The sequence below is a fragment of the Micromonospora sp. NPDC005206 genome (assembly GCF_040608175.1).
In the GTDB taxonomy this organism is placed as follows: domain Bacteria; phylum Actinomycetota; class Actinomycetes; order Mycobacteriales; family Micromonosporaceae; genus Micromonospora.
Genome location: NZ_JBEXHU010000019.1, coordinates 110,533 through 135,689 on the forward strand (window position 1 = coordinate 110,533; position 25,157 = coordinate 135,689).

Consider the following 25,157-nt stretch of genomic DNA (forward strand, 5'->3'; position numbering starts at 1 on the left):
CCCGCAGTCGGGCGGCCGCTCTCTCCGTGAACGCGCGGATCCCGGCCCAGCGCCGCTGATCGTGACCCGTCGGTTGGCACGAGGTCGGGCAGAATGGGTGGGGTGCCGGTGGAGATGACTCGCGAACGCTTCGAGGAGCTGGTCGGCGACGCCCTCGACGAGGTGCCCGAGGAACTGCTCGGCCTGATGAGCAACGTGGTGATCCTGGTCGAGGACGACCCGCCCCCGGGCGAGCCCGACCTGCTGGGCCTCTACGAGGGGCACGCGCTCACCGACCGGGGCTGGGACTACTCGGGTGTGCTGCCGGACCGGATCTTCATCTACCGCCGCCCGATCCTGCGGATCTGCGACAACGACGAGGACGTCGTCGACGAGGTGGCGGTGACCGTGGTGCACGAGATCGCCCACCACTTCGGCATCGACGACGCGCGGCTGCACGCGCTGGGCTGGGGCTGAGCGCGACCGATCGCCGCCTGACCGATCCGCCGCGCCGCTCGGCCGATGGCCCGTGGTTGCCCTGGTCGCCTACCGTCGGTGCAGCGACCGCGACCTTTTCAGGAGGCACCTTTCATGCGCAGCGAGCTGTTCTCCACGGAGAATCTGGAGAAGGAGTCCGCACAGCCCGGCATGCGGCTGCAGAACTCCAAGATGTTGAAGATCGAGCTCAACGGCGAGGCGATGGCCCGGGTCGGGTCGATGGTCGCCTACCAGGGGCAGGTGCAGTTCCAGGCGCTGGGCTCGGGCGGGCTCGGCAAGTTCCTCAAGCAGAAGCTCACCGGCGAGGGCGTCCCGCTGATGAAGGTCTCCGGTCAGGGTGACGTCTTCCTCGCCGAGCTGGCCAAGGACGTGCACATCATCGACCTTGAGCCGGGCGATGCGCTCTCCATCAACGGCTCCAGTGTGCTCGCCTTCGACTCCACCCTCCAGTACGACATCAAGATGGTCGGCGGCGCCGGGATGGCCTCCTCTTCCGGCCTGTTCAACTGCGTGTTCAGTGGGTACGGCCGGATCGCCATCACGACCAGGGGCACTCCGGTGGTGTTGAACGTGGACGCCCCGACGTACGTCGACCCGCAGGCCGCGGTCTGCTGGTCGGCCAACCTCCAGACCGGCTACCACCGGGCCGAGCAGCTCGGCCTCGGCACGCTCCTCGGGCGACGCACCGGCGAGTCCTTCACGATGAGCTTCGCCGGCCAGGGCTTCGTTGTGGTGCAGCCCTCCGAGGAGCCGCCGATCATGGGCAGTGGCGCGCAGCAGCAGGAGGGCGGCCTGCTCGGCGGTCTGCTGAGCTGATCACGCCGGTGCCGGCGCTCCCGGTCCAGGGCGCGCCGGCACCCGCGTTCAGCTCAGTTCGCCGCTGCGCAACCGGGCCAGCCAGGCCGCCGCGTCCGCGTAGTCGGCGTCGGAGAGGCCGGCCGGCGCCGGCACCGGCCGCTCGCCCGCCGTCTCGGCCCACCGGTGACGGGGGTACGAGCCCAGGAAGCGGACGTCGGCGCAGACCCGGCGCAGGCCCTGCAACGCCTCGCCCAGCCGTGCGTCGGCCACGTGCCCCGTGCAGTCCAGGAAGAAGACGTACCGGCCCAGCGCCTCGCCGGTCGGGCGGGACTCGATCCGGATCATGTTGACCCCCCGGACGGCCAGCTCCATCAGCACCGACAGCAGTGCGCCGACCCGGTCGTGGGCGATGTAGACCGCGAGCGAGGTGAGGTCGTCGCCGGTCGGCGGCGGGGGCGGCCCGGGGCGGGAGACGAGCGCGAACCGGGTCACCGCGTCCGGATGGTCGGCGATCTTGTCGGCGAGCACCGCGAGGCGGTGCCGGGCCGCACCGATCGGCGCGCAGATCGCGGCGTCGTACTCGCCCGCCCCGGCGCCGCCGGCGGCGGCGCCGTTGGAGAGCACGTCGACCACCACCGCGTCGGGCAGGTGGTCGCGCAGCCAGCCCCGGCACTGGGTGGACGCCTGCGGGTGGGCCGCCACGGTGCGGACCGAGGTCATCGAGGTGCCCGGGCGGGCACCGAGCACGAACTCCACCGGCAGGACCACCTCCCGGGTGATCACCAGTGGCTCGCCCTCGGCCATCTCGTCGAGGGTGACACCGACCGCGCCGCCGATCGAGTTCTCCAGCGGCACCAGCGCGGCGTCGGCGTCCCCGGCCCGAACGCTGTCCAGCGCCTCACCCACGCTGCGGGCGGGCGTACGGTTGCCGCGTTCGGCGGCGGGGACGGTGCGCAGCGCCTGTTCGGCGAAGGTGCCCTCCGGGCCCAGGTAGACGAAGCGCGTCGGCGGTGTTCCTGGCATGCGGACCAGCCTACGCACCCGGTCCGAGGACCGGCCCGGCGTCGCAGGCGAGCGTCCGGATCCCCACCGGACCGGTGGCGCGTACCTCGATGGTGCACACGTCGGTGCCGGCGGTGACCAGCTCCGGCGCGGCGACCCGACCGCGGGTGACGACCTGGAGTTCCTCGTGCCCGGTCACCTCCAGCACGGTGTACTGCCAGTCGGCGGCGCAGAGCGGCCCGGTGCGGACCCGGACCCGGACGTTGTCCGGGAGCACGCCGCCCCGGCCGCGCAGCAGCTGCACGATCCGCTGCCCGGTTGGCCCGTTCTGGCAAAGCGTCGCGACCAGTCCCGCGTCCGGGGTGGCGGTCGCGGTGCCGACCGGCGGGGTGGCGGGCGCGGTGCTCGGGGCGCCGGTCGGGCCGGGTGCCGTCGGGGCGCCGGTGCCGGGCGGCGTGCTGGGCGGCTCCCGCAGCTCGGGCGGGGCGCCGCAGCCTGTCAGCACTCCGAAGGCGATCAGCGCCAGCGCCGCCCGCAGGACCCGGGTCGTGGGTAGCGCGCGGGTCGCCACCGGATCGTGGGTCGCCGGTGGGGCGTGGGTGGTCGCCCGCGATGGGGTGGACACGCGGCAAAACGGGGTGAACGGCACTGGCCGATCCTCGGGACATCGGAGAATTCGTCGTGGCCGGGGTGGCCGAGCCCATCGTAGGGGGAGCGGCCGGACGGGTGAAGCTCAGCCGAGGACGCGGTGCCCGGCACGCTCCAGGGCGGCCGTGCCCTCCGTCAACCGCACGGCCGGCACCAGCAGGTAGTCGGTATCGAAGGTGGAGAACGTGACCACGCTGACCCGGGCCTCGGCGAGCGGGTCGACAAGCGCGGCCAGGGTGTCGGTGCCGGCCACGTCCACCGGGCCGGCGACACGCAGGCAGCGCCAGACGGTCTCCACCACGGCCTGTGCGGGGGCCCGCTCGGTCGGGCAGATCACCGAGATCCCGTCGGCCGTCCAGCTCACGGTGACCACGTCGGTGCGACCCAGCCCGCTCGACAACGCGTCCGGCAGGGTGGAGCCGGCGGCCAACCGGCACACGGCGTACTCCCCCGGCAGCAGAGCGATATCGAGCATGAGGGCACCTTACGGCCTCGGTGCGGACCCACCCCAGCATCGCCGCGTGCGGCGAACGACACACTCCGTCGCAGGTCAGACCTCGGAGAAGAAGGTGAGCGAGCCGGCCACGGCACCGTGGGCGAGCACCGGGGTGGAGATCGCGTCGACTGTCGCGTCGGAGCTGTTCGCCGAGGCCGCCTGCACCCGGAGCAGACCGCGGGCGAGCCGGCCGGACGAGAGCGCCAGCAGGGGCGGAATCTTGTCGATCTCGGCCTCGGTCAGCTCGCCGCGGTTGGCGGTGAAGTCCAGTAGGCGCAAGCCGCCGTCGAGCAGCGGCCGCCCGATCAGGCCGTCCGGCTCGCCCAGGCAGAGCAGCTCGCAGCCGGCCGCGGAGATCGCGATCACCCGGGTTTCGGCGTCGATCAGCAGGCACGGCTCGTCGGCCCGGCCGACCGTCGAGGACCACTGGCCGAAGTTGTCGGACTCCGGCTCTGTCGAGGCCCGCGCCGCCGGCACGAACACTTCCGAGAGCGAGAGTTCGACGTGGGCCACCGAGCCTCCTATGTACACCGACGGACTGTCCACGCTAGCGGGTCGCCGACGGAACCACCGAGCGCACCGGGCCACCGGCCGCACTGCCTGAGCCGGGGCGGCCGGTGACGGCGCGAGAGCCGGTGGGGTGGACGGGGACCGGAGCCGCGTGGCGTCGCCGGTGACGTTACCGGCGGTTGGCCGGCTTGTCAGCGGCCGTTCGGCCCTCGTCATACCACCGGTAGTCGGCGGTGTGACGGTACGTGCCGTTCAGCCAGGTGCCCGGGTGCTGCGCGACCCGGGACAGCTTCTCGGCCGTGGCGGGGCTGATCCGGCTGCCGCCGGCCACGAGGAGCCGGTCAAGCTCCCGGTGGGTGGCCATCAGACAGTCTTTCGGCAGGCCGTAGACGCTGATCACGCCGGAGCCGACGAAGGTCAGCACCGGCGTCACCGGCACGGTCAGCCGCACCGCGGTGGAGAGGGCCTTGCTGGCCCGCTTGGCATCCCGGCGGGCCTCCGCCACGTACGGCGGGCGCTTGCCGTTGATCTGCACGACGTCCCCCGCGACGAGCACACGGGCCCGGCCGTGGTCGGCGATGGTCACCGCGAACAGGCCGCTCGGCCCGATGGCGAGGAACCCGGCGCGCTCGTCCTGACCACGGTCGAGCAGGACGTCGGCCACATCGGTGCGGGGCCACTCGATGACGTGCCAGGCCGGCCCGAGATGGTCGAGCTGGCCCAGGGCCCGTGCTCCGGCCGCCTCCAGCCTCCGGGCGCCCCGCTCGGCCCGACGACGGCGGGCCCATTCGAGCGGTGTCGGACGGACCGGTGCGAGAACCCCCGGCGCCTCGACGCGGGGATGGGGCACCGCGACGGGCGGCAGTGCCCGGGCGGTTGGTACGGCTCGTCGTGCGGGAAAGACAGTCATCGCGACCTCCGGCAAAAGGTCCCTCGAAGTTATGTCCCCACTACCCTACGTTGACACTCCCCGTGTTGGGCAAGCCGGAACGCCGGAGTGACTGTGGATGAATGCCATATTCATCCACAGTTCTTTTCTCGGATGCCGCCAAACCCTGCCCTACGCTGCGGGGGTGACCCACTACGTCGACAGCGAAGTCGGCCGGCTCGGCACCGTACTGCTGCACCGGCCCGGCCCGGAACTGGCCCGGCTCACCCCCCGCAACAACGACTCACTCCTGTTCGACGCGATCCCCTGGGTCGGTCGGGCCCAGGAGGAGCACGACGCGTTCGCCGCCGCGCTGCGCGAGCGCGGCGTCGAGGTGCTCTACCTGGCCACGCTGCTGGCCGAGACGTTGGCCGTCGCGGACGCCCGGGCCGAACTCACCGAGCAGGTGCTCCGCTCGCGCCGGCTCGGCGACACCCTGCGCGCCCGGGTCGCCGACCACCTCTCCTACCTGGACCCGGTCGCGCTGGCCGACGTGCTCACCGCCGGGCTGGCCCACGAGGAACTGCGGATCAGCTCGGAACGGCCGGGCGGCCTGGTCTACACCCTGATGGACCGGCACGACTTCGTCATCGACCCGCTGCCCAACCTGCTCTTCACCCGGGACTCGTCGCTGTGGATCGGCGACCGGGTCGGAGTCACCAGCCTGGCCATGCCGGCCCGCCGCCGGGAGACCACCCTCACCGACGCCATCTACCGCCACCACCCGCGCTTCGCCGGCACCGAGTTCGTCTACCGCCCGCACCTGGAGCACCTGGAGGGCGGGGACGTGCTGCTGCTCGCACCCGGGGTGCTGGCGGTCGGGGTGGGTGAGCGGACGACCCCGGCCGGTGCCGAACGGCTCGGCCGGCAGGTCTTCGCCGCCGGGCTGGCCCACACCATCCTGGTGGTGCCGATCGCCCAGGAGCGCGCCACCATGCACCTGGACACCGTCTGCACGATGGTCGACGTGGACGCCGTGCTGATGTATCCCAACGTCGCCAGCACGCTCTCCGCGTACACCGTGATCGCCGGCGCGGACGGCGAGGACCCACGGGTGGACGGCCCCGCGCCCTTCCTGCGGGCCGCCGCCGACGCGATGGACCTCGACCAGCTCCGGGTCATCGACACCGGGCTCGACCCGGTCACCGCGGAACGCGAGCAGTGGGACGACGGCAACAACACGCTCGCCCTGGCACCCCGGCTCTGCGTCGGCTACGAGCGCAACACCGAAACCAACGCCCAGTTGGAGCGGGCCGGCATCGAGGTGATCCCGATCGCCGGCTCGGAGCTGGGCTCCGGGCGGGGTGGGCCGCGCTGCATGTCCTGCCCAATCACCCGCGACCCGTTGAAGGAAGGGCCCCTTGTTAACGCCTAGTGCATAACAAGGGGCCCTTCCTAACGTCAGCGGAGGGTGAGCTGGCGACCGAGCAGCCCCTGGCGGGCCCGGCGGCCGGGGGCATCCAGCGGGTCGGTGGAGGCGAGGGCCTCGGCGTACCGCTTGGCGAACTGCGCCACCGGGTCCTCCCAGTCGGTCGCCGGAGTCTCCTCCGGCAGGTCCCAGACCGGCACCAGCCGACCGTGCGCGCGGAACATGCCGGCGAACCGGGTCTGCTCGCGCAGCGGCAGCGTGCCAGCCGCGCCGAGCCGGGCCAGCGCGTCGAGGGCGGCGTCCTCCTCGTCCGGAAGCACCCAGCGCACGTGCGCCTTCTCCGGGACCTGGCACCAGTACGCGGCCTTCGCCGCGGTCAGCCGCACCGTCGGGTAGATGGCCGCGTTCGCCCGCTCCAGCGACGCCTGCACGGTCGGGTCGTCCGTGGCGCCCGGGTCGAGCCAGAACTCGAACCCGTCGTGCATGGTGATCTCCAGTGGGCCGTCCACCAGGACGTCCTGCAGTCGGGGGCCTGGCCCGGGCAGCGGCGGCACGGCCACCTGGCCGCCCGGCTCGGTCCGCAACGCGCACAGCAGCGCCTCGGCCAGATCCCGGGAGACGTCACCGGACTGCTGGTGACGTTGCAGACCGATGAGCACCCGGCCGTCCGGCTTGGTGATCGCCGGGGCGGCCATCGGCAGCACCGTGGCCAGCGTGACCGGCCGGTCCCCGAACTCTTCGACAAGGGCGGGCGACAGCCGCAGCGGCGCGGATGCGGCGGGCACCAGCTCGCGCAGCGCGATCCACTCGGGCTCGTCGACCAGCCCCTCGAACGGTCGGGGCACGAAGATGTCCCGCACCTTGTCCCGACGGGGGGCGGTGTCCGCGGCGGCGCGCTGGCTCTTTCGACGCTTGCTCACGGCGTCACAGCCTAGAGGCCCGACCGGCTCGTCGTGGGCGGGACCCGCCACCGGCGGTCAGTCAGCCCGCCGGCACCAGGTCGGGCCGGGGTGCCGGGGCCGGATCGAACTCCGCCCAGACGCGCTGGCCCAGACCGTCCCGCTCGACGCCCCACCGGGTGGCCAGACCGGCCACGATGTGCAGGCCCCGGCCATCCGCCGCGTCGGGGTTGGCCGTCCGGATCCGTGGCCTGGTGCCCGCGCCGCCATCGGTCACCCGCAGCTGGATCCGCGGCCCGTCGACCGAGGGCCGCAACCGCCAGGCCACCCGGACCACGCCGCCGGGCAGCGGTCGGGCGTGCCGCACCGCGTTGCCCACCAGCTCGGCGAGCACCGCGATCAGGTCCGCGAGGAGCGTCGGGGGTACGACCTCCGCCAGGTCGTCGGCAAGCCGGTGCCGGGCCAGCCGCGCTCCGGTGGGATGGTGTGGGACCACCACGCACCATGCCCGTTCCTTCGCTGCCACCGTCGCCTCCACGTCGCGCCACCGCCGGTCAACCACGCGGCAGCCGCACCTCTGCGACCGTACCGCCGCCGGCCCTCGGACGTAGGGATACCCATCCATTCTGCTGTTCAACGATCCGGCGGACGAGATAGAGGCCGAGCCCCGCGCCCGGGTAGCCGCGCCGGTCGCCGGACTCGCCCTGCCAGAACCGGTCGAACGCCCGCTCCACGTGCTCCGGGCGGATGCCGATGCCCCGGTCGCTGACCCGGAAGGCCACCAGCTGACCGTCGACCGCGGCGGTGATCTCGATCGGCGCGTGCGGCGCCGAATACTTGCCGGCGTTGGTCGTCAGCTCGGTCAGCACGGTGACCAGGCTGGGCCGGTGGCCGAGTGCCTTGGGCAGGTCCGCCGGGAGGCGGAGCACCAGTCGGCGGCGCAGCTCCGCCGGCAGGTCGACGACCGCGGAGCGCAGCGCCTCGCCGAGGTCGAACGGGGTGGGCGGGTCATCCCCCGGCCCCGCCTCGGCGGCCGAGGAGAGCAGCCGGTCGACCAGCCGGGCCAGCTCGTTGGCGCGCTGCCCGATCACCCGGGCGGCCTGCCGCCGGTCCGACTCGATCAGCGAATCCCAGTGGTCGGTGAGGGTGTCCGCGTACCCCTTGATCACGGTGACCGGGGTGCGCAGCTCGTGGCTGGTCACCGCGACGAACAGCTCGCGGTCATGGTCCCGACGCTGTTGGTCGGTGATGTCGCGGAAGGTGACCACCCGCAGCGTGCCCGGGCCGGGCAGCTCGCCGGAGGTGATCCGCAGCCAGCGCCCGTCCGGCAGACGGTGGTCGCGGACCTGGCCGGACGGCGGCAGCGGGAACGGCAGCGGGCGGCTCAGAGCCTGCTCGGCCGTCCGGCCGGTGACCTGGGCGGCGGCCGGGTTCCAGAGTCGGACGTGCCCGTCCCGGTCGACCACGGCCAGCCCGTCGGCGAGCGCGGCCACCACCGGCCCGTCGCCGTGCACGGGCAGCCCGGTCTGGTCGCCGTACATGTGCGCGATGCAGGAGGCGAGGTAGGCGACGACCCCCTGCTGCTCGGCGCTCGGCTCCTCGTCGCCCGGGTAGAGCGCGTGCAGGCTGCCGACGGTGTGACCGCCGATCTCGGCCCGGGACACCACCATCCGGCGCAGGCCGCAGCCGGCCAGCTCGTCGGCGAGCTTGCCGCTGAGGTGGGCGACCCGGGTCTGGCGGACCCGGGGGCCGGAGAGCAGGCAGACAGTGTCCGGGTCGTCGGCCGCCAGCGGGCGGCCGAGGATCCACTCCGCCGCCCCCGTCGCGGCGATCACCCGACCACCGGTCGGGCCGAACTCGGCGAACGCCATGCCGGCCGCGCCGAGCGCGGGTTGGGCCACCCGTAGCAGCTGGGTGAGGACCGGCAGGCCGGCATCGCCAGAGTTGATCATCTCGATCACGACGGTGTGGCCGGCGATGAGAGCGGGGAAGTCGATACGCTCCGGCATGTGCCGAGTGTGCCCCGCCGACCCGGATTTCGGCACCCCTGCCGGGTGGGCGCCGGTCAGCGGTCCAGCCGGGCCAGGGCGTGCGCGGGCCGGTCGGTGATGATCCCGTCCACCCCGGCGGCCAGGACCAGCTCCAGGTCCGCCGGGTCGTTGACCGTCCAGACGTACACCTCGTTGCCGGCCGCACGCAGCGCGGGCAGCAGTTGCGGGCGAGCCCGGACCAGGCCGATACCCGGCCCGGCGATGCGCGTGCCGAACGGCAGCCGCCCCAGGCGGAGCCAGCGCGGCAGCACCTCCAGCAACAGCACCGTGGGCAGCGTCGGTGCCAGCTCGTGGACCCGCCTGACCGCCAGCGGGGAGAACGACATGACGGTGACCTGGACCGGGTCGTCCGGCGCCGGGTCGGTCAGCCCGTACCGGCGCAGCAGGGCGACCAGCCGCCGCTCCACGTTCGAGCCGTAACGGGACGGGTGCTTCGTCTCCACCAGCAGCCGGACCGGACGGCCGGCGGCCAGCACCGCGTCCAGCAGCCGGGCCAGGGTCAGCAGCCGGGTGTGCGACTCGTCGGGCGGCACGTCACCGCTCGGCGTGCCGCCGGGATGCCACGAGCCGAAGTCCAGCGCATCCAGCTCGGCGAGCGTACGCGCGCTGACCAGGCCGCGACCGTTGCTGGTGCGGTCCAGTCGGCGGTCGTGCACGCAGACCAGATGCCCGTCCCGGGTCAGCCGGACGTCGCACTCCAGACCGTCGGCGCCCTCGTCGAGGGCACGCAGGTAGGCGGCGAGGGTGTGTTCCGGAAGGTCGTATGAGGCGCCGCGGTGCGCGAAGACCAGAGGCCCGCCCATCCCGGCCCCCTTCAGATGACCTGGCCGGGCTGCCCGTTGGCGTCGACCACCGGGCGGCCGACGGCGGCCCACTGGCGCATCCCGCCGTCGGCGTTGCGCACCTGCTCCCAGCCGTTGTTGACCAGGTAGGCGACGACCTGGGCGGAGCGCCCGCCGGAGCGGCAGATGACCGCCACGTCCCGGTCGGTCGGCACCTCGGCCAGCCGCGCCGGCAGCTCCATCATCGGCAGGTGGTGGGCGCCGGGAGCGTGGCCGGCCGCCCACTCGTCGTCTTCCCGCACATCGAGCAGGTAGGTGTCGTCGGCGATCTCGGTCACGGGCACGGTGGGAACCTGGGGTCCGAACACAGGTACCAACACTAGATCCTCGTCGGCCGGATCGGCATCGACCCGGCCGTCGGCACCATCACAACCGGGTCACCCACCGTGGGTTGGCCTGAGTCCAGGCCGGCACCCTGGTGCCGCGTACGGCCTCGAAGAGCCCGCTGCCGCCGTTGTCCAGCATCACGTACGAGACCTCGCCGATGGTCTGCGGAGACGAGGGCACCTGGACACCCCGCAACCCGTCGGCCGGCAGCGCGCGCAGCGCGAGGAGCAGGTCCTCCAGGGGTACGCCGTTGGTGTCGACGGTCAACGAGCCGCCGACCGCCCGGAGCACCTGGTCCAGCTTGACCGGGTTGCTGCGCAGGTCCGCCTGGCCGGCCCGGTCCAGCATCGCCTTGAGCAGTTGCTGCTGGTGGTGCTGCCGGTCGTAGTCGCCGCCGGGCAGGTCGTAGCGCTGCCGTACGTAGTCCAGCGCCTGCGCGCCGTCCATCTGCTGACAGCCGGTGGGGAAGACCCGGTTGGTGTGGATCGAGCGGACCTCGGTGTCCACGCACATCCGTACCCCACCGAGCAGGTCGATCACCTTCCGGAAGCCGGAGAAGTCGATCAGCGCGGCACCGTCGAACCGGATCCCGGTGAGTCGGGTCAGGGTGGCGGAGAGCAACCGTGTGCCGGCCTGCCCGCCTCCGCCGTGCTCGTACGCCGCATTGATCTTGTCCTGGCCGCCGGGGAAGCCGTTCGTCGGCGGGATGGCCACCAGCAGGTCACGCGGGATGGAGACCAGGTACGCCTCCCTGCGCCCGGCGGGTACGTGCACGATGAGGATGGTGTCCGAACGTTGGTCCGGCCCGCTGCCGCCGGGCCGGCGGTCGGAGCCGACCAGCAGGTAGTTCAGTGGCCCGTGCAGATCGGTCCGGTCGGTGCGGGCGTCGAGGTCGAGCAGGATCTCCTTGGCCACCGCTCGGTCGTACCGGTGGCTGAGCGTCTTGAGCCCGACCACGGCGAGCCCGGCCAGCAGGACGAGGGCCAGGCCGATGCCGAGCAGGATCCGCGACCCACGGGCGCGGCGCCGACGGGCGGCTCCGGCCTCGTCGGCCCGGTCCGCCTCGTTCCGCCCCGACCTAGACGTGACCGCCTCCCCGCAGCCGATACGTGAAACCTGCTCACGTCAGGCTACGGGCGGTGACGGGACGGTCGCCGGCTTTCCGGGACTTTCGGTCGGCCGCCGCCTGCGGAAGGACCCGTCACTTCCGGCTGGAGATCATCTCCGGGTGGGCAAAGACGAATTCGCCCAGCTTGTCCTGCTTCATCGCCCGGAACATCTCCATGGTCTCCTCGTTCAACGCCTCGCGCTTGTTGGCGTTGCCGTTGAACGTGCCGTTGTTGGTCTTGAGCATGGTCAGGTCGTTCGCGGCCATCCCGCGCAGGGTGAAGATGAACTTCTCGATCGGCACACCGCCGGTGTCCAGCACCAACGCCTTGCCGGCCGCCTTGGTCAGCTGCTGGAGCTTCGCCGGGTTGGTCAGCATGCCGCCGTCGGTGGCCTTGCGGGCCATCGCCTTGATCAGCTGCTGCTGGTTCTGCTGGCGGTCGTAGTCGCCACCGGGCAGCCCGTAGCGTTGCCGGGCGTAGTCCAGGGCGGCCCAGCCCTCCATCTGCTGGCAGCCCTTCTTGTGCACCACCGTGGTCATCTGCTTGCCGGTCTTCTTGGCGTCGGCGTTCCACATCGGCTCGCCGTCGACGAACGACATGTGCTTCGACTTGACCTCGTGACTCACGCAGATCTTCACGGTGCCGAGGGTGTCGATGACGTTCTTGAAGCCACCGAAGTTGATGATCGCCGCACCGTCGAAGCTGACTCCGGTGAGCCGCTTGATCGTCTGCGCCATCAGCTGGGCGCCACCCTCCCAGCCGCCGCTGTTGCGGGCGCCCGCCTGGAAAGCGGCGTTGATCTTGTCGGTGCCACCGTCGAACCCGCTCGTCGGGAACGCCGGGATCTGCGCCTCGGTGTCCCGGGGGATGGAGATCAGGTACGCCTGGTCGTGTGAGGCCGGGATGTGCAGGATGATGATGCTGTCCGACCGGACGTCGTCCGCGGCCCAGCGCTCCCGCGCGTCCACGCCGAGCAGCAGCATGTCGATCGGGCCGTCCAGGCTCGCGCCGCCCTCGGCGTCGGACTTGCTGGCGTCACCGAGCAGGTTCCGCTGGGCGATGTCCCCGGTCGCCTGGCTGATCAGCACCTTGCTGCCGACGATGCCCACTCCGCTGCTGAGCATCAGCACGGCACCGAAGATCACCGTCAGTCGGGCCCAGAGCGGGTCCCTGCGCTTCGGGCGCTTCTTCGCCGGCCCGCCGCCCGAGCGGCCACCGCCGCTGGAGCGGCCACCGCCGCTGGAGCGGCCACCGCCGCCGGGCGGGCGACCACCCGGGCCGCCGCCCGCGGGGCCCGGCTGCATCGGAATGGACGAGGCGGTCCGGCCGCTGGGGACGGCGGACCCGGTAGACGAAGGGCGACGGCTGGCCTGAACCGGCATGCGTGCTCCAGCTCGTGATCAGGAGGGGGGCGGCACCACTGTACGTACATCGATTCGACTTGGCGAGTTCATCCCGGGTCAATCCGGACGCCGATTTGGCTGAGGTCGGTCGATCGTCGACACCTGATGACCCGAACGGGCGGCTGCCTTTCGGGCAGCCGGCCCGGTCGCCACGGGTCGTACCCATCGTCGGCCGTCCCGTGGGTCAGCCGCCCTCGGTGCCCTTGGGCTGGTTGGCCTTGACCCAGTCCGCCATGGTGTCCGCCGACATGGCCCGGTACATCGCCAGCGCCTTCTCCCGGTCGGAGACCACCACCGACTCGCCGTTGATCGTCTGGCTGCCCGAGTTCGGGCTGGTCACGAAGGTGAGGTTCTGGCCGCGCAGGTTGCGGAACTGCAGGGCCATGTCCGTCACCGAGAAACCCTCGTCGACGGTGGCGGCCGCGGTCACCGACTGGAGGAAGCCGTTGAGCTTCTTCGGGTTCGCCAGCGTGCCCGTGCTCGCCGCCTTGTCCAGCAGCGCCCGGAGGAACTCCTGCTGGTGCCGCATCCGGGCGAAGTCGCCGTCCGGGAACTGCTTGCGCTGGCGGATCCAGTCCAGCGCCTCCGCGCCGTCCATGTGGTTGGTGCCCTTGGTGAACGTCCGGTACGGCTTGTGGATCGAGGTGATGGTCCGCTCCACCTTCAGGTCGACTCCGCCGAGGGCGTCGGTGACCTGCTTGAAGCCGGCGAAGTCGATCGCCATCACGTGATCGATCCGGACGTCGGTGAAGCACTCCACGGTGCGGACCGCGAGCGGCAGCCCGCCGAACGCGAACGCCGCATTGATCTTCGCGCGCTGGCCGGAGCCGCAGTCCGCGCCGGCACTCTGCGGGATCGGCACGTAGAGGTCACGAGGGATGGAGACCAGGTACGCCTCCTGGTGGTCGGCCGGAATGTGCATCACGATGATCGTGTCGGCCCGCCACTGGCTCTTCGTGTCGACCGGCGCGTCCGGGTCCCGGGAGTCGCTGCCGACCAGCAGGATGTTCAGCGCGCCGTCGACGGTCTTGGCCGGCCGGCCACCGGTGATCTCCGCGAACGGATCGGTCCGGGCCAGGTCGCCGTCGAGGTTGCGCGCGTACAGCCAGGCGCCGATGCCGCCGAGCAGCGCCAGCACCAGCACCGCGATCCCGGCGACCAGGCCGATCCGACCCCAGCGCGGCCGTGGGCCGCGCCGGCCCGGCCCGGCGGCGCCACCCGGCCCACCCGGTCCGCCGGGCCCCCGCGGTCCCTCCGGGCCGCCCGGCCGGGGCAGCTCCTCATCGGGTGACGGGTACCAGCGCGTCTCGCTCGGACGGGCACGTCCGGAGGCGCCCCGGTCGGGGCCGGGCACGGAGGCACGCCCGGCGCTGCGGTGCAGGTACGGGTGCGGAACGCCGGCAGACGAGGTCGCTGACATGTAACTCAGGGTACGTAGGACGAGCCACTACCGCCCTCAGGCGACACTCAGCCAGCTGTCGTGCGTCGCCGGCCGGTTACCCTAGCCGCGCCCGGAAGTGCTCGATCGTGCGTCGCAGGCCGTCTTCGGGCGCCACGGTCGGCTCATATCCGAGCAGTTCGCGGGCGAGGGTCAGGTCCGGGCGGCGCATCTCCGGGTCATCCGAGCTCCGAGTGATGTACGTCACTTCCGAGTTGCTGTCGGAGAGCGACACGATCAACTCAGCCAGTTGCCGCATGGTGAGCTCGTGCTCGGTGCCGCAGTTGATCGGACCGGTCTCGGTCGAGTCGAGCAGCAGCAGGATGCCTCGCACCAGGTCCTCGACGAAACAGATGGACCGGGTCTGGTTGCCGGTGCCGTGCACGGTGAGCGGCTCGCCGCGTAGCGCCTGGGAGATGAAGGTCGGGATGGCCCGGCCGTCGTCCGGGCGCATCCGCGGGCCGTACGTGTTGAAGATCCGGACGATCGCCGCGTCGAGCCCGCGGTGGCGGTGGTACGCCATGGTGGCCGCCTCGGAGAAGCGCTTCGCCTCGTCGTAGACGCTGCGCACGCCGATCGGGTTGACGTTGCCCCAGTAGGTCTCGCGCTGCGGGTGCTCCTTCGGGTCCCCGTACGCCTCGGAGGTGGAGGCCATCAGGAACCGGGCGCCATCGGCGACCGCGCGGTCCAGCAGGTGCAGGGTGCCCACCGAGCCGACCCGCAGGATCTCCACCGGCAGGTGGGCGAAGTCGGTGGGGCTGGCCGGCGACGCCATGTGCAGGATCGCGTCGAACCGCTCGGCCAGCGCCGGGTGGTGCGTCGGCAGACCGTCGGAGATGTCCGCCTCGACCAGGGTGAAGGTCGGCCGGTCCAGCAGGTGGGCGACGTTCTCCTTGGACCCGGTGACGAAGTTGTCCAACGCCACCACCGTGCAACCCCGGGCGATCAGGGCGTCCACCAGGTGCGACGGGACGAAACCGGCGCCGCCGGTGACGAGAATGCGGTGACCGGAACCGAAGCGCTCAGCAACCTTCATGCCGATCAGCCTACCGACCCCCGGAATTAAGGAAGGGCCCCCTGTTAACGCCTGGCGTTGTACAGGGGGCCCTTCTTAACAAGGTGCCGCGGTTAGTGGGCGCCGGCGCCGGTGAGGGCGCGGACCTCCAGCTCCGCGTACTTGTCCTCGTCGTGCTCCTTGGAAACGAGGGTGCCGATCCATCCGCACAGGAAGCCGAACGGGATGGAGAGGATGCCCGGGTTGGACAGCGGGAACCACTGCCAGTCGTGCTCCGGGAACATCGACGTCGCCGCCCCGGAGACCACCGGCGAGAAGAACACCAGCAGTACGGCCGAGATCAGCCCGCCGTAGATCGCCCACACCGCGCCGGAGGTGTTGAACCGCCGCCAGAACAGGCTGTAGAGGATCGCCGGCAGGTTGCCCGAGGCGGCCACGGCGAACGCCAGCGCCACCAGGAATGCCACGTTCAGGTTCTGCGCGAAGATCGACAAGGCGATCGAGACCGCGCCGATCACCAGGGCGGAGATCCGGGCGACCCGTACCTCCTGCCGCTCCGACGCCTCGCCCCTCCGCATGACGTTTGCGTAGAAGTCGTGCGCCAGGCTGGACGAGGAGGCCAGAGTCAACCCGGCGACCACCGCCAGGATCGTGGCGAAGGCGACCGCCGCGATGATCGCTAGCAGAGCGGCCCCACCCACGTCGCCGCCGAGGAAGTCGATGCCGAGCGCCTCGGCCAGCTGTGGCGCGGCCGTGTTGCCCGCCTTGTCCTGTGCGGTGATCGCCTCGCTGCCTACCAGCGCGGCGGCGCCGAAGCCCAGGGCCAGGGTGAGCAGGTAGAACGTGCCGATGATGCCGATCGCCCAGAGCACGCTCTTACGGGCCGCCTTCGCGGTCGGCACGGTGTAGAAGCGGATCAGGATGTGCGGCAGGCCGGCGGTGCCGAGCACCAGGGCGATGCCGAGCGAGAGCAGGTCCATCTTGCTGTAGAAGGTCTTCAGCGCGTCGCCGGGTGTCTCCACCCCGTAGCGGAGTCCGGGTTCCAGGAAGGCGGCTCCCTTGCCGGAGGCGTCCGCGGCGTCGCCGAGCAGCGAGGAGAGGTTGAACTTGTACTTCGCCAGCACCAGCAGGGTCATCACCAGCGCGCCGCTCATCAGCAGGAACGCCTTGACGATCTGCACGTAGGTGGTGCCCTTCATGCCACCCACGGTGACGTAGATGATCATCAGGGCGCCGACCATGATGATGGTGGCGATCTTCGCGGCGTCCGCGTCCATGCCGAGGAAGGTGGTCCCCGGCTTGATGCCGAGCAGCAGTGCCACCAGCGCGCCGGCGCCCACCATCTGGGCCAGCAGGTAGAAGATCGACACCGTGATGGTCGAGACCGCCGCCGCCGTACGCACCGGACGCTGGCGCATCCGGAACGCCAGGACGTCGGCCATCGTGTACCGGCCGGAGTTGCGCAGCAGCTCCGCGACCAGCAGGAGGGCGACCAGCCAGGCGACCAGGAAGCCGATGGAATAGAGGAAGCCGTCGTAGCCGTAGAGCGCGATGATGCCGGCGATGCCGAGGAACGAGGCGGCCGACATGTAGTCGCCACCGATCGCCATACCGTTCTGGAAGCCGGAGAAGGACCGGCCGCCCGCGTAGAAGTCGGTCGCGGTCTTGGTCTGCCGGCTGGCCCAGATGGTGATGGCCAGGGTCACGGCCACGAAGACCAGGAAGAGCGTGATGGTCAGGTTGCGGGCGGTGTTGCTGCCCGCCTCGGCCGCGAGGAGCGGGTTAGCCGCGAGGACCGTCTTCATGGGTCACCTCCCCGATCTCGGCACGGATCCGGTCGGCGACCGGGTCGATCTTCCGGTCCGCGTACCGGGAGTAGAGCCAGGCGATCACGAACGTGGAGACGAACTGGAGCAGGCCGAAGACCAACGCGACGTTGATGTTGCTGCCGAACAGCTTCGCGCCCATGAAGTCCCGGGCGTACGCGGAGAGAATGACGTAGAGCGCATACCACAGGAAGAACGCGACGGTCATCGGGAAGACGAAGCCGCGCAGCGCGCGCCGCAGCCCGGCGAACTCGTCCGACCGTTGTACGGCCAGGTATCTGTCCGGCTGGGAAGCGGTCGACGCGGGTGTGTCCGTGGACATCTGTGGATCACCACCTTCACAGGCGTTGGAGGAGTTTCGCGCACGGTAAAGAGCGCGCTCCCCGCCGGGGAAGGCCGAGATCGACGCCGGTCAGCGAGTGCGCCGAGCGGTTGACTGGCTGCGCCGAGTGACCCAGGTCACTCCGGTGACCGGTCGGTCGTCGCGACGGCCGTCAGGACCTGCGTTCAGCCGGGCAGCTCGTGGTAGCGACCGCGGTAGTGCAGCAGCGGGCTGGCCTCCTCGGCCAGGTCGACCGCCTCGATCGTGGCCTCCACCAGCAGCGCCCAGCCGTATTCCCGGGCGGTGTCCAGTCGGCAGCCGACCCATCCGCCGGCGTCCGTCGGGACCGGCCCGTACGGGGTGTCGGTCCATGCCCCGCTGGCGAAGAGCCCACCCGGGGCGGGGAAGAGGCCGGCGAACCGGTCGGCGAGCTGCCGGTGCGGCGGCCCGAGCGGCGCGACCGCGAACCGGCCCGCCTCCTCGATCGCCGCCCAGAGATCGGACTCCGCGTCGATCAACCCGAGCAGCCGGTCTGGCTCCCCCTCGGCGACCAGGGTGGACGAGACGGTCAGCCCGGCCGGGCCCGGCGCGGTCCAGAGGGTCACCGGCGCAGCGAGCCGACCACGCAGCCGGCGGACCGGCGACCGTTGCCCGGCCGGCACCGCGAACGGGTCGGTGTGGTGGATCTCGGCGCCCGGCTCATGATTCACGTGAAACATTGTGACCCCACCGCCCCGCTCCGAGGACCCGACCGGCGAAGGTCCGATCAGAGGTCGGCGGGTCGTGCTCAGCGGCGCGGGGTGACCGTGGCCAGCAGCTCCGGCTGCCGCCGGTCCAGCACGTCGCCGGCCAGGTACGCACCCAGCAGCGCCGCGCCCAGCCCGTACGCCCCGCCCACCGGGAACGCCAACCAGAGCCAGGCGTCATCGAGCAGCGCCGCGGCCACCACCATCGGCACCCCGGCGACCGCCGCGACGACCATGGCCAGCAGGGTGAGCAGGCCCTTCACCATGCCCGCACCGGTGTTCATCGCGAACGGGTTGCTCGTTTCCGGCAGCGAGTACGCCCCGAGTACCGACACGAAGCTGCTCACCGCCAGCCCGGCACCGTAGGTGGCGACCATGCTGCCGGCGGTCAGCCCGATCCAGCCCGGGTGGCCGAGCAGCAGCGACAGCGCCACCGCGACGACCGTCAGCATCGGCAGCACGTACAACGAGAAGGCCGTCATCCGCGCACGCAGCTCGACCCGGCCAGGCACCCCGGCCACCACGTTCGCGGCGTACGAGCTGCCGTCGAAGCCGAACTGGTTGGCCAGGGTGACCGAGGCGAGCACACCGACGAAGAGCATGGAGATGGTGACCAGGACCGGTGAGCTGTCGGCGGCACTCATCGTCATGCCCTGCTCGCCCTCGACGAAGCCCGCACCGCCGAGGTTGGTCATCACCGGCACGAAGATGCCGACCACCGCGATCGTGATCAGGTTGGCCCGGCGGCGGGCGTCCCGCCACCAGTAGCGGGCCTCCCGGGCGACCAGGGCGCCGAACCGGTCCCGACGCATCCGGCCGGTGATCCGGGGAAACAGCTGGGCGACCGCGCCACCGGCGGCGCCTCGCCGGACCGGGGCCCGGCCGGAGCTGACCGCTCCCACCATCGCCGACTCCAGCGACCGTGACCACCAGGCCAGCAGGGCGCCGAGCGCGACCACGGTGATCAGCAGCTTGACCGGAGCGGCCCAGACCCGCCCCTGGGCCATGTCGATGCCGGCGGTCCACGGTGCGCCGAACGGCGTCCACCCGATCACGGTCGCCACCCCGGTCAGCCGGTCCCAGTCCGTCTCGCGCAGCGCGGCCAGGCCGAAGATCTGCAGCGGGCCGAGCAGCGCGGCGGTCACCGCCAGCAGGACAGCCGCCAGGTCACGCACCCGGCGCGACCGCAGCATGCTGGCGAAGGCGCTGGTCACCGCCCGGCTGGCGGCCACACAGAGCAGCAGCCCGGCGACCACACCGACGACGGCCACCACTCCGGCGGACCAACCACCCAGCGTCCAGGCGGTGAGCACCAACCCGAACGTCGCGATCAGCATCGCCAGCGCCGACACGCTGACCAGGGCCGCGGAGAACAGGCCGACGACCAGGGTGCGGCGGGGCAGGGGCAGCAGCGCGAACCGGGCCGGGTCCAGTGTCTCGTCGACCCCGAAGAAGACCAGCGGCAGCAGCAGCCAGCCGAGCACCAGCAGCCCGCCACCGCCCGCCGCGACCAGCATCGCGTACCGGCCGTTGCCCGTCATGCCCGGCACGGCGAAGAGGAAGAAGCCGCTGGCGGCGAACCAGAGCCCGACCAGCGCGCCGCCGATGAACATCGCGATCCGCCAGCCCTGGCCGCGGAAGCTGTTGCCCATCACCCGCAGTTTCAGCCGCAGGAAGTGCCGGGCGGAGACGGCGCGGACCGGCCCGGCGGGCGCGCCGGCGGTGCTCACCGGGAGAGCCACGACAGCTCCTCACCGGTCGCGGTACGCCCGCCGACCACCTCGACGAAGACCTGCTCCAACGAGCGGTCGCCGCGTACCTCCCCGATCGTGCCGACCCGCTTGATGACGCCCCCGGCGAGAATCGCCACGTGCGAGCAGAGCCGCTCGACGACCTCCATCACGTGGCTGGAGAAGACCACGGTGCCGCCGCCGGCCGCGTACCGGGTGAGGATGTCCCGGATCAGGGCGGCGGAGACCGGGTCGACCGCCTCGAACGGCTCGTCCAGCACCAGCACCCGGGGGCCGTGCAGCAGCGCGCAGGCAAGGCCGATCTTCTTCTTCATGCCCGCCGAGTAGTCCACCACCAGCGTCCGGCCGGCGTCGCCGAGGGCCAGCACGTCCAGCAGCTCCGCGGCCCGCTGGTCGACCACCGCCGGGTCCATCCCGCGCAACAACCCGTTGTACGCCAGCAGCTCCGCCCCGGTCAGCCGGTCGAACAGCCGGACCCCGTCCGGCATCACGCCGAGCAGCCGCTTGGCCGCGACCGGGTCCCGCCACACGTCGTGCCCGAGCACCCAGGCCGAACCGGCATCCGGCCGCAACAGCCCGACCGCCATCGACAGCGTGGTGGTCTTGCCGGCGCCATTCGGGCCGAGCAGGCCGTAGAAGGAGCCGGCGGGGACATCGAGGTCGACGCCAGCCACTGCGATCGTGCCGTCGAACCGCTTCGCCAGGCCACGCAGCGCCAGCGCGGGATGCTCACCAGTCATGAGCCGACGTTATCCGTCGGCTACCACTTGCGCGCTCCGGCGGCAGGCGGACCCGTCGTCATCCCCAGGACGGACGTCTCCTACATGCGGAGGGCCTCGGGGGTGTGCAGGCGGAGCATGGTGGCAGCGACGTCGGCGGGGGCCCGCCGACGGGTCGCCACCGACACCGCGACCATCACGGTGAAGGCCAGGGGCACTGTCCAGGCGGCCGGCTGCGCGGTGAGCGTGGCCGGCCAGCCGGACAGCGGCGGGCCGAGCACGGTGACCAGCACCGCGCCGATCGCCGCGCCGCCGCCGACCAGCACACCGGCGGCGGCGCCCAGGTCGGTCAGTCCGCGCCACCAGATGCCGAGCACCAGCAGCGGGCAGAAACTCGACGCGGCGACCGCGAAGGCGAGCCCGACCACCTGCGACACGTCCAGCCCGGCGAGGTTGAGCGCCAGCACCGCCGGCACGCCCCCGGCGATCACCGTGGCCAGCCGGAAGCCGCGCACCGAGCCTCGGCCGAGCACGTCCGTCGAGATCACCCCGGCGACGCTGGTCAGCAGACCGGACGAGGTGGAGAGGAAAGCCGCGAACGCGCCCGCCGCGACCAGCGCGGCGAGCAGCCGCCCGACCAGCCCGTCGCCGAGGGCCGCGCCGGGCAGCAGCACCACCACCGCGTCGGTCTGCCCGCTGACCAGCAACTGCGGGGTGTAGATCCGACCGAGCACCCCGTACAGGGTCGGGAGCAGGTAGAAGGCGCCGACCAGGGCCAGCACGACCAGCGTGGTCCGGCGGGCCGCCGCGCCGTCGGGATTGGTGTAGAAGCGGACCAGCACGTGCGGCAGACCCATGGTGCCCAGGAAGGTGGCCAGAATCAGCGAGTACGTGGCGAACAGGCCCCGGTCGTCGTCGCCGGCGGTGCTGGGCAGCAGCCAGTCGCCGGCGTCGGTGGCGACTCCGGACACCTCCGGCACCGGGTCGCCCGCGGCGAAGGTCAGCTCATCGCCGGGGCTCACCTCCCGGACGTCGCCGTCGGGCAGGGTGAGGGTCGCGCGGTGCTCGACCACGACGGTGGTCGCGGTCCGGAACGTCGGCCCGTCGGGAGGGGTCACCGCCGGCCGGGCATCGGCCTGCCACTGCAACGCCAGGAAGATCGCCGGTACGGCGAGCGCGGTCAGCTTGAGCCAGTACTGGAACGCCTGGACGAAGGTGATCGCCCGCATCCCGCCGAGCGCCACGTTCGCGGTGACGACGGCTGCCACCAGCAGGGCGCCGAGCGGGTACGGGGAGCCGGTCACCGTGGCCAGGGTGAGCCCCGCGCCCTGGAGCTGTGGCACCAGGTAGAGCCACCCGATGAAGATCACGAAGGCGGTGGCCAGGATGCGCAGCCGGCGCGATCCCAGCCTCAGCTCGCAGAAGTCGGGCAGGGTGAACGCGCCCGAGCGGCGCAGCGGTGCGGCCACGAAGAGCAGCAGGGCGAGGTAGCCGGCAGCGAATCCGACCGGGTACCAGAGCACGTCCACGCCGTACTTGAGGACGAGGCCGGCGATGCCGAGGAAGCTAGCCGCCGACAGGTACTCCCCGCCGATGGCGGCGGCGTTCCAGGTCGGACTGATCACCCGGGAGGCGACCAGGAAATCGGAGGTGGTCCGGGCCAGCCGCAGCCCGTAGAAGCCGATCCCGACGGTGACCAGGGTGACCGCGACGATAGCCGGGACCACGTAGTCGTTGCCCACCTCAGCGCTCCGGCCGCTGCACCAGGTCGGTGAAGTCCTGCTCGTTGCGCTCGGCCAGCCGCACGTACGCCCAGCCCACCGCGATCAGGAACGGGAAGGACGCCACCCCAAGCAGCAGCCAGGGCAGGTTGACGCCGGCGACCGTCGTCCGGCCGAGCGACGGTGCGATGGCGAACAGCCAGGGCAGCCCGCCGAGCCCGATGGCCACCACGAGCGAGAGCCGCAGCGCCAGCGCGAGCTGGGCCCGGACCAGGCCGCGGACCAGCGCCTCGCCGACCTGCGTCTGCTGCGCCAGTTCGGCGCGGGTCCGCTCGGCGCGGGTGTCCTGCCGGGTGATGTCGGCCAGCACGATCCGGGTCCGGCGGGGCGGCGGTGCCGTACCGCCGGGCCCCACGTCTGGGAGTCGCTCGGCCACCCCGGCAGTCTCACCCGCCCTGCCGGAATGTCAAGCAGTCTCGTTCACCAGCGCAGTGGGTGGCATTGTGAATAACCTGTGGAGAACGGGTCACCCCTGTGGATAACCCGGTGGGCATCGCCGTGCGGGCCCCGCCTGGCAGCCCACCGGCGTCGTCCTCACTCCAGCCCGACGCGTTCCGGGCGGGCGGAGGCGGAGCCGAGCCAGGTGTGCGGGTTGCCGTGCCAGCACCAGCCCAGTTTTGGCGCGCCCTGGCTGATCCAGATCGCTGGCACCCGCTTGTCGCCGCAGCGCGAGCCGACCAGCGAGAAGCACTTGTTCTTCGCCAGCGCCGCTGGGTACAGGGTGACGAAGGCGAGCCCCTCGTCGATGGTGAGCGGCAGTCGGTCCTGGCCGATGATCACCTCCATCGCAGACGCGGGGGCCAGGTTCAGCGTCTCCTCACCGCGGTCCACATCGAAAAGCAGGTACGCGGGACCCGGCGGCACCTCCAGTTCCTTGATCGGATCGAACTTCGGCAGGTCGTCCTCGCCGTAGTGCCGGTCGAGGAAGCCGGGCTTGCGCTTGCCGGCCAGCGTGGTGAGTGCCAGCCGCTGCTCGACCGTTGCCAGGTCGCGGGTGATGACCAGCAGGAACGGCACCCGGCCCTCGGTCGGTGCGGGCAGCCCGGCCGCGCCCGCGATCGCCGCCGCGCGGAGTGGGGCGACCACGGCACGGAAGGCGTCCTCGGTCAGGTCGGCGAGCGCCGGGTATCCCAGCTCCACCAGGCGGTCGAGCTGGCGGTCGAATTCGGTGGCGGCGTCGAACACGGGCGGGCTCCATTCGTCGTTCGCTCGGGATACCGTACGACGTACGACAAGCATGGGTTATTCCCGCTGCATGATGCAACCCTCGTGGGCGACCGCTCCGTCGTACGACCGTGATGGTCAGCAAAGAGGGAAGACCGCGGTGAGGCGGGCCGACGAGGACGACTTCCACGACTTCGTCGCGGACCGGATGGACCGCTGGCGACGGAGCGCGTTCCTGCTCTGTCAGGACTGGCACGCCGCCGACGACGTCGTCTCGGTCACGGTGGCGAAGCTCTACCGGAGCTGGCGCACGGTGCGTCGGGCGGAGAACCGCGACGCGTACGCGCAGCGGGTCCTGACCCGCTCCTGGCTCGACGAGCGGCGCCGGCCCTGGAGCAACCGGGAGCAGTCGTGGGCGGAGGTGCCGGACGTGGCCGGCGCCGTGCCGGAGACGGTGACCGATCGCGACGGGCTCGCCGCGTTGCTGCGCTCGCTCGCCCCGAAGCAACGGACGGTGCTCGTCCTGCGCTTCTACCTCGACTACTCGGTCGAGGAGACCGCCAGGATGCTCGGCATCTCCGCCGGCACCGTCAAGAGCCAGTCCGCACGCGGGCTGGCGAACCTGCGCACCGCCGTCAACGGTCAGTACTGAGCGGGAGGCACCAGATGAGTCACCAACTGTTCGACGAGTTGATCGGCACCCCCCCGCCGCCCAAGGTCGATGTCAGGGGCATCGTCCGGCGGGAGCGGCGGGCCAGGGCCGCCCGGCGGCTCGGCGGCTCGTTGGCCGCCGTGCTGGCTCTGGCGGTGGCCGGCGGCGTCAGCGCCGCCGTACGCCATCAGGAGCCCGGTGCGGCACCGGCCACGCCGCGGGCCGCTGCCTCCTCGCCCGCTGCGGACACCCGGTTCCGCCTGGTCTTCGACACCGACGAGACGGCCGACGCCACCGCCAGGCGCCTCAGCCAGGAGCTGGACCGGGCGCTGCGGACGGTGGCGCCCGGCGCGAAGTGGACCTGGATGCCGGACTACGTCGGCGAGCCTCGCAAGCCGGACGGGCAGCCGCCAGAGTTCACCCACCGGGGCACCCCGGACTTCGTCGGTACCTCCTCCGGCATCTCCTACCAGGGGCGCAAGGGTTCCCTGGGCGTGTCGGTCACCCCGGACGTGTATCCGGACGCGTCCGACGGACCGGCCGGGTATCACTGGCCGTGCCGGCCGCCGCCGGGCATCCACGAGGACAGCCGTTACCGCAGGGTGTGCGAGGCGGGCACGACCCCGAGCGGCGCCCAGATGAAGATCGAGACGCTGACCGGTAAGCGGCAGAAGAGCGTGCAGTACCTCGTCGCGATCCAGTTGCCCGGCAACCGGGCGCTCCAGGCGGACGTGCTGAACATGGTCGGGGTCGACGAGTCGGCCGTTCCCGCGCAGGCGCAGGCTCCGCTGTCCATGGAGCAGCTGAAGGCCATCGCCCTGGCGATCGCCGACCAGGTCAAGGCCTGACGACCGCCGAGGCGGAGAGGATCCGACGAGGGTGAG

26 protein-coding genes and 1 pseudogene are annotated in these 25,157 nt (G+C 71.9%); 5 read left to right on the forward strand and 22 right to left on the reverse strand.

The window, feature by feature from the left end; translation table 11 throughout:
- Positions 1 to 108: 108 nt before the first annotated feature.
- Together ABZU69_RS27230 and ABZU69_RS27235 are read left to right on the forward strand one after the other, a co-directional pair.
- Complete coding sequence (locus tag ABZU69_RS27230) at positions 109 to 456, forward strand: metallopeptidase family protein (RefSeq protein ID WP_172899025.1); 348 nt, start codon at positions 109 to 111, stop codon at positions 454 to 456.
- 114 nt (positions 457 to 570) lie between these two features.
- Positions 571 to 1,293: an AIM24 family protein gene (locus ABZU69_RS27235; protein WP_354967161.1), complete on the forward strand. Its 723-nt coding sequence runs from the start codon at positions 571 to 573 to the stop codon at positions 1,291 to 1,293.
- A 48-nt stretch (positions 1,294 to 1,341) separates the two neighbouring features.
- Here ABZU69_RS27235 and pheA read toward each other — a convergent pair whose 3' ends face one another.
- The 5 genes from pheA to ABZU69_RS27260 form a co-directional block, all read right to left on the reverse strand.
- Entirely contained in the window at positions 1,342 to 2,298 is a 957-nt protein-coding gene (pheA, locus tag ABZU69_RS27240) for a prephenate dehydratase (protein WP_354967162.1), read from the reverse strand.
- Positions 2,299 to 2,308: 10 nt separating this feature from the next.
- Positions 2,309 to 2,815, reverse strand: a complete 507-nt coding sequence (locus tag ABZU69_RS27245) for a hypothetical protein (protein WP_354967219.1) — start codon at positions 2,813 to 2,815, stop codon at positions 2,309 to 2,311.
- A 195-nt stretch (positions 2,816 to 3,010) separates the two neighbouring features.
- The gene (locus ABZU69_RS27250; protein ID WP_089018469.1) at positions 3,011 to 3,400 is read right to left on the reverse strand and encodes an ACT domain-containing protein; all 390 of its coding nucleotides are present in this window, start codon (positions 3,398 to 3,400) and stop codon (positions 3,011 to 3,013) included.
- Between the two features lie 75 nt (positions 3,401 to 3,475).
- Positions 3,476 to 3,934 (reverse strand): hypothetical protein, encoded by a 459-nt coding sequence (locus ABZU69_RS27255; RefSeq protein WP_354967163.1) that lies wholly within the window; start codon positions 3,932 to 3,934, stop codon positions 3,476 to 3,478.
- 166 nt (positions 3,935 to 4,100) lie between these two features.
- Complete coding sequence (locus tag ABZU69_RS27260) at positions 4,101 to 4,841, reverse strand: hypothetical protein (protein ID WP_354967164.1); 741 nt, start codon at positions 4,839 to 4,841, stop codon at positions 4,101 to 4,103.
- A 163-nt stretch (positions 4,842 to 5,004) separates the two neighbouring features.
- Here ABZU69_RS27260 and ABZU69_RS27265 point away from each other — a divergent pair, with 163 nt between their 5' ends.
- Complete coding sequence (locus ABZU69_RS27265; RefSeq protein WP_354967165.1) at positions 5,005 to 6,234, forward strand: arginine deiminase; 1,230 nt, start codon at positions 5,005 to 5,007, stop codon at positions 6,232 to 6,234.
- Between the two features lie 26 nt (positions 6,235 to 6,260).
- On the opposite strand, the gene ABZU69_RS27270 is transcribed toward ABZU69_RS27265, so the two are convergent.
- From ABZU69_RS27270 to ABZU69_RS27350, 17 genes and pseudogenes are all read right to left on the reverse strand, one after another.
- Positions 6,261 to 7,148, reverse strand: a complete 888-nt coding sequence (locus ABZU69_RS27270) for a DUF5926 family protein (RefSeq protein WP_354967166.1) — start codon at positions 7,146 to 7,148, stop codon at positions 6,261 to 6,263.
- Between the two features lie 61 nt (positions 7,149 to 7,209).
- Positions 7,210 to 7,626 carry an ATP-binding protein gene (locus ABZU69_RS27275; protein WP_354967220.1) on the reverse strand — a complete coding sequence of 139 codons (417 nt, stop codon included), beginning with the start codon at positions 7,624 to 7,626 and terminating at the stop codon, positions 7,210 to 7,212.
- A gap of 55 nt (positions 7,627 to 7,681) precedes the next feature.
- Positions 7,682 to 9,136, reverse strand: coding sequence for a PAS domain-containing sensor histidine kinase (locus ABZU69_RS27280; RefSeq protein ID WP_354967167.1), 1,455 nt, complete (start codon positions 9,134 to 9,136; stop codon positions 7,682 to 7,684).
- A gap of 56 nt (positions 9,137 to 9,192) precedes the next feature.
- Positions 9,193 to 9,981, reverse strand: a complete 789-nt coding sequence (locus ABZU69_RS27285) for a glycerophosphodiester phosphodiesterase family protein (RefSeq protein ID WP_354967168.1) — start codon at positions 9,979 to 9,981, stop codon at positions 9,193 to 9,195.
- An 11-nt stretch (positions 9,982 to 9,992) separates the two neighbouring features.
- Positions 9,993 to 10,328, reverse strand: a complete 336-nt coding sequence (locus ABZU69_RS27290; protein ID WP_089018477.1) for a rhodanese-like domain-containing protein — start codon at positions 10,326 to 10,328, stop codon at positions 9,993 to 9,995.
- Between the two features lie 58 nt (positions 10,329 to 10,386).
- Complete coding sequence (locus ABZU69_RS27295) at positions 10,387 to 11,322, reverse strand: LCP family protein (protein WP_354967221.1); 936 nt, start codon at positions 11,320 to 11,322, stop codon at positions 10,387 to 10,389.
- A gap of 226 nt (positions 11,323 to 11,548) precedes the next feature.
- Positions 11,549 to 12,760 carry an LCP family protein gene (locus ABZU69_RS27300; protein WP_354967169.1) on the reverse strand — a complete coding sequence of 404 codons (1,212 nt, stop codon included), beginning with the start codon at positions 12,758 to 12,760 and terminating at the stop codon, positions 11,549 to 11,551.
- A gap of 283 nt (positions 12,761 to 13,043) precedes the next feature.
- Positions 13,044 to 14,279, reverse strand: coding sequence for an LCP family protein (locus ABZU69_RS27305; RefSeq protein WP_354967170.1), 1,236 nt, complete (start codon positions 14,277 to 14,279; stop codon positions 13,044 to 13,046).
- A gap of 76 nt (positions 14,280 to 14,355) precedes the next feature.
- Entirely contained in the window at positions 14,356 to 15,333 is a 978-nt protein-coding gene (locus tag ABZU69_RS27310; RefSeq protein WP_354967171.1) for an NAD-dependent epimerase/dehydratase family protein, read from the reverse strand.
- Positions 15,334 to 15,425: 92 nt separating this feature from the next.
- Positions 15,426 to 17,117, reverse strand: a complete 1,692-nt coding sequence (locus ABZU69_RS27315) for a cation acetate symporter (RefSeq protein ID WP_354967172.1) — start codon at positions 17,115 to 17,117, stop codon at positions 15,426 to 15,428.
- Positions 17,095 to 17,460, reverse strand: coding sequence for a DUF485 domain-containing protein (locus tag ABZU69_RS27320; protein ID WP_354967173.1), 366 nt, complete (start codon positions 17,458 to 17,460; stop codon positions 17,095 to 17,097). Before ABZU69_RS27320 ends, ABZU69_RS27315 begins: the two co-directional genes overlap by 23 nt.
- Before the next feature lie 185 nt (positions 17,461 to 17,645).
- Positions 17,646 to 18,179, reverse strand: a pseudogene (locus ABZU69_RS27325) (flavin reductase family protein); the annotation flags it as partial.
- Between the two features lie 68 nt (positions 18,180 to 18,247).
- Positions 18,248 to 19,948, reverse strand: coding sequence for an ABC transporter permease (locus ABZU69_RS27330; protein WP_354967174.1), 1,701 nt, complete (start codon positions 19,946 to 19,948; stop codon positions 18,248 to 18,250).
- On the reverse strand, positions 19,933 to 20,697 hold the full coding sequence (locus ABZU69_RS27335) for an ABC transporter ATP-binding protein (RefSeq protein WP_354967175.1): 765 nt from the start codon (positions 20,695 to 20,697) through the stop codon (positions 19,933 to 19,935). The genes ABZU69_RS27330 and ABZU69_RS27335 overlap by 16 nt, the downstream gene beginning before the upstream one ends.
- 80 nt (positions 20,698 to 20,777) lie before the next feature.
- Positions 20,778 to 22,418, reverse strand: coding sequence for a cation acetate symporter (locus ABZU69_RS27340; RefSeq protein WP_354967176.1), 1,641 nt, complete (start codon positions 22,416 to 22,418; stop codon positions 20,778 to 20,780).
- A 1-nt stretch (position 22,419) separates the two neighbouring features.
- Entirely contained in the window at positions 22,420 to 22,833 is a 414-nt protein-coding gene (locus tag ABZU69_RS27345; protein WP_354967177.1) for a hypothetical protein, read from the reverse strand.
- A gap of 158 nt (positions 22,834 to 22,991) precedes the next feature.
- Positions 22,992 to 23,642, reverse strand: a complete 651-nt coding sequence (locus ABZU69_RS27350; protein ID WP_354967178.1) for a DUF5701 family protein — start codon at positions 23,640 to 23,642, stop codon at positions 22,992 to 22,994.
- A gap of 139 nt (positions 23,643 to 23,781) precedes the next feature.
- On the opposite strand from ABZU69_RS27350, the gene ABZU69_RS27355 reads away from it, so the two are divergent.
- Together ABZU69_RS27355 and ABZU69_RS27360 are read left to right on the forward strand one after the other, a co-directional pair.
- Positions 23,782 to 24,273, forward strand: a complete 492-nt coding sequence (locus ABZU69_RS27355) for a SigE family RNA polymerase sigma factor (protein WP_354967179.1) — start codon at positions 23,782 to 23,784, stop codon at positions 24,271 to 24,273.
- A gap of 14 nt (positions 24,274 to 24,287) precedes the next feature.
- On the forward strand, positions 24,288 to 25,121 hold the full coding sequence (locus tag ABZU69_RS27360; protein ID WP_354967180.1) for a hypothetical protein: 834 nt from the start codon (positions 24,288 to 24,290) through the stop codon (positions 25,119 to 25,121).
- Positions 25,122 to 25,157 lie beyond the last annotated feature (36 nt).

Excerpts from the sequence above, each read along its gene's own strand:
- pheA (WP_354967162.1), bottom strand. The coding sequence starts at position 2,298 with ATGCCAGGAACACCGCCGACGCGCTTCGTCTACCTGGGCCCGGAGGGC.
- ABZU69_RS27360 (WP_354967180.1), top strand. The coding sequence starts at position 24,288 with ATGAGTCACCAACTGTTCGACGAGTTGATCGGCACCCCCCCGCCGCCC.
- ABZU69_RS27320 (WP_354967173.1), bottom strand. The coding sequence starts at position 17,460 with ATGTCCACGGACACACCCGCGTCGACCGCTTCCCAGCCGGACAGATAC.
- ABZU69_RS27250 (WP_089018469.1), bottom strand. The coding sequence starts at position 3,400 with ATGCTCGATATCGCTCTGCTGCCGGGGGAGTACGCCGTGTGCCGGTTG.
- ABZU69_RS27235 (WP_354967161.1), top strand. The coding sequence starts at position 571 with ATGCGCAGCGAGCTGTTCTCCACGGAGAATCTGGAGAAGGAGTCCGCA.
- ABZU69_RS27280 (WP_354967167.1), bottom strand. The coding sequence starts at position 9,136 with ATGCCGGAGCGTATCGACTTCCCCGCTCTCATCGCCGGCCACACCGTC.
- ABZU69_RS27305 (WP_354967170.1), bottom strand. The coding sequence starts at position 14,279 with ATGTCAGCGACCTCGTCTGCCGGCGTTCCGCACCCGTACCTGCACCGC.
- ABZU69_RS27300 (WP_354967169.1), bottom strand. The coding sequence starts at position 12,760 with ATGCAGCCGGGCCCCGCGGGCGGCGGCCCGGGTGGTCGCCCGCCCGGC.
- ABZU69_RS27310 (WP_354967171.1), bottom strand. The coding sequence starts at position 15,333 with ATGAAGGTTGCTGAGCGCTTCGGTTCCGGTCACCGCATTCTCGTCACC.
- ABZU69_RS27285 (WP_354967168.1), bottom strand. The coding sequence starts at position 9,981 with ATGGGCGGGCCTCTGGTCTTCGCGCACCGCGGCGCCTCATACGACCTT.
- ABZU69_RS27335 (WP_354967175.1), bottom strand. The coding sequence starts at position 20,697 with ATGACTGGTGAGCATCCCGCGCTGGCGCTGCGTGGCCTGGCGAAGCGG.
- ABZU69_RS27260 (WP_354967164.1), bottom strand. The coding sequence starts at position 4,841 with ATGACTGTCTTTCCCGCACGACGAGCCGTACCAACCGCCCGGGCACTG.
- ABZU69_RS27315 (WP_354967172.1), bottom strand. The coding sequence starts at position 17,117 with ATGAAGACGGTCCTCGCGGCTAACCCGCTCCTCGCGGCCGAGGCGGGC.